Raw genomic sequence first — 570 nt, 5'->3', positions numbered from 1 at the left:
GGAATTCTTTGATAGTTAGAATAGATTCGTAGACCAGGTCGACTGATCCGTTTTAAATTTAAAATAGTTTTATATGGTCCTTTCCTATTCCTTCTATGTTGTAGGGTTAAAACCAAAAAATCTTTGTTGTTTTCTGGATGCTTTCTCACGTTTTCTATAAAACCTTCTCGTAAAAGTATTTTAACAATGTTTTCMGTGATGTTAGTMGATSCTATYCGAACCGTTCCTTTTCTATKCATGTCAGCATTTCGTATAGAGGTTATTATMTCAGCAATRGTGTCTTTCCCCATGATAAGTTAAAATTCCTTATTGTTCTATAATTTTGATATAATCAACATGTTCTTTTTCTTTTATTTATATATAGATATAGACGAATTATATATTAATATATGAATTAAATTCTTAATATTTTATTATTAAGGGTATATGCGTGATACAGAATCTATTTTGATATAATCAACATGTTCTTTTTCTTTTATTTATATATAGATATAGACGAATTATATATTAATATATGAATTAAATTCTTAATATTTTATTATTAAGGGTATATGCGTGATACAGAATCTA

General features: G+C 25.6%; 1 protein-coding gene. It reads right to left on the bottom strand.

The features are described from left to right. Window positions 1-290, bottom strand: a 290-nt coding sequence (rpsH, locus tag EDI28_RS28205) for a 30S ribosomal protein S8 (protein ID WP_164918640.1), incomplete at its 3' end; no start/stop codon positions are given. Window positions 291-570 lie beyond the last annotated feature (280 nt).

The sequence above is a fragment of the Photobacterium chitinilyticum genome, assembly GCF_004104355.1.
GTDB lineage: Bacteria > Pseudomonadota > Gammaproteobacteria > Enterobacterales > Vibrionaceae > Photobacterium > Photobacterium chitinilyticum.
Note: the sequence above shows the minus strand (reverse complement) of the source record. Positions and strands in the feature narration are given on the sequence as shown.